The following is a 1,652-nucleotide window of genomic DNA, read 5'->3' as shown; positions in this document are numbered from 1 at the left end:
GTTGTAGGTGCTCCTTAGAAAGGAGGTGATCCAGCCGCACCTTCCGGTACGGCTACCTTGTTACGACTTAGTCCCAATCGCCAGTCCCACCTTCGACAGCTCCCTCCCACAAGGGGTTAGGCCACCGGCTTCGGGTGTTACCAACTTTCGTGACTTGACGGGCGGTGTGTACAAGGCCCGGGAACGTATTCACCGCAGCGTTGCTGATCTGCGATTACTAGCGACTCCGACTTCATGGGGTCGAGTTGCAGACCCCAATCCGAACTGAGACCGGCTTTTTGGGATTAGCTCCACCTCACAGTATCGCAACCCTTTGTACCGGCCATTGTAGCATGCGTGAAGCCCAAGACATAAGGGGCATGATGATTTGACGTCGTCCCCACCTTCCTCCGAGTTGACCCCGGCAGTCTCCCATGAGTCCCCGCCATTACGCGCTGGCAACATGGAACGAGGGTTGCGCTCGTTGCGGGACTTAACCCAACATCTCACGACACGAGCTGACGACAACCATGCACCACCTGTGAACCGGCCCCAAAGGGGAAGGACTGTTTCCAGCCCGGTCCGGTCCATGTCAAGCCTTGGTAAGGTTCTTCGCGTTGCATCGAATTAATCCGCATGCTCCGCCGCTTGTGCGGGCCCCCGTCAATTCCTTTGAGTTTTAGCCTTGCGGCCGTACTCCCCAGGCGGGGCACTTAATGCGTTAGCTACGGCGCGGAAAACGTGGAATGTCCCCCACACCTAGTGCCCAACGTTTACGGCATGGACTACCAGGGTATCTAATCCTGTTCGCTCCCCATGCTTTCGCTCCTCAGCGTCAGTTAATGCCCAGAGACCTGCCTTCGCCATCGGTGTTCCTCCTGATATCTGCGCATTTCACCGCTACACCAGGAATTCCAGTCTCCCCTACATCACTCTAGTCTGCCCGTACCCACCGCAGATCCGGAGTTGAGCCCCGGACTTTCACGGCAGACGCGACAAACCGCCTACGAGCTCTTTACGCCCAATAATTCCGGATAACGCTTGCGCCCTACGTATTACCGCGGCTGCTGGCACGTAGTTAGCCGGCGCTTCTTCTGCAGGTACCGTCACTTTCGCTTCTTCCCTACTGAAAGAGGTTTACAACCCGAAGGCCGTCATCCCTCACGCGGCGTCGCTGCATCAGGCTTGCGCCCATTGTGCAATATTCCCCACTGCTGCCTCCCGTAGGAGTCTGGGCCGTGTCTCAGTCCCAGTGTGGCCGGTCACCCTCTCAGGCCGGCTACCCGTCGTCGCCTTGGTGAGCCATTACCTCACCAACAAGCTGATAGGCCGCGAGTCCATCCAAAACCACAATAAAGCTTTCCACCCCCCACCATGCGATGAGGAGTCATATCCGGTATTAGACCCAGTTTCCCAGGCTTATCCCAGAGTTAAGGGCAGGTTACTCACGTGTTACTCACCCGTTCGCCACTAATCCCCCAGCAAGCTGGGATCATCGTTCGACTTGCATGTGTTAAGCACGCCGCCAGCGTTCATCCTGAGCCAGGATCAAACTCTCCGTTGAAGTAAAACAGACACAACCGCCACCCCCGGGAAAACGGGAGAAAACGGCTGCACAAAATTTGAAACCAGCTAAAAACACCAGACCACACCACGGGGTGGCGGGCCCGGCA

1 rRNA gene is annotated in these 1,652 nt (G+C 57.0%); it reads right to left on the bottom strand.

The annotated features are described in order from the left end of the window. Positions 1-18: 18 nt before the first annotated feature. Positions 19-1,543: ribosomal RNA gene (locus C8D78_RS19530) — 16S ribosomal RNA — on the bottom strand. Positions 1,544-1,652: the final 109 nt, after the last annotated feature.

Source organism: Arthrobacter oryzae, from assembly GCF_003634095.1.
In the GTDB taxonomy this organism is placed as follows: Bacteria; Actinomycetota; Actinomycetes; order Actinomycetales; family Micrococcaceae; genus Arthrobacter; species Arthrobacter oryzae.
This window is presented reverse-complemented; position numbering and strand designations above follow the sequence as displayed.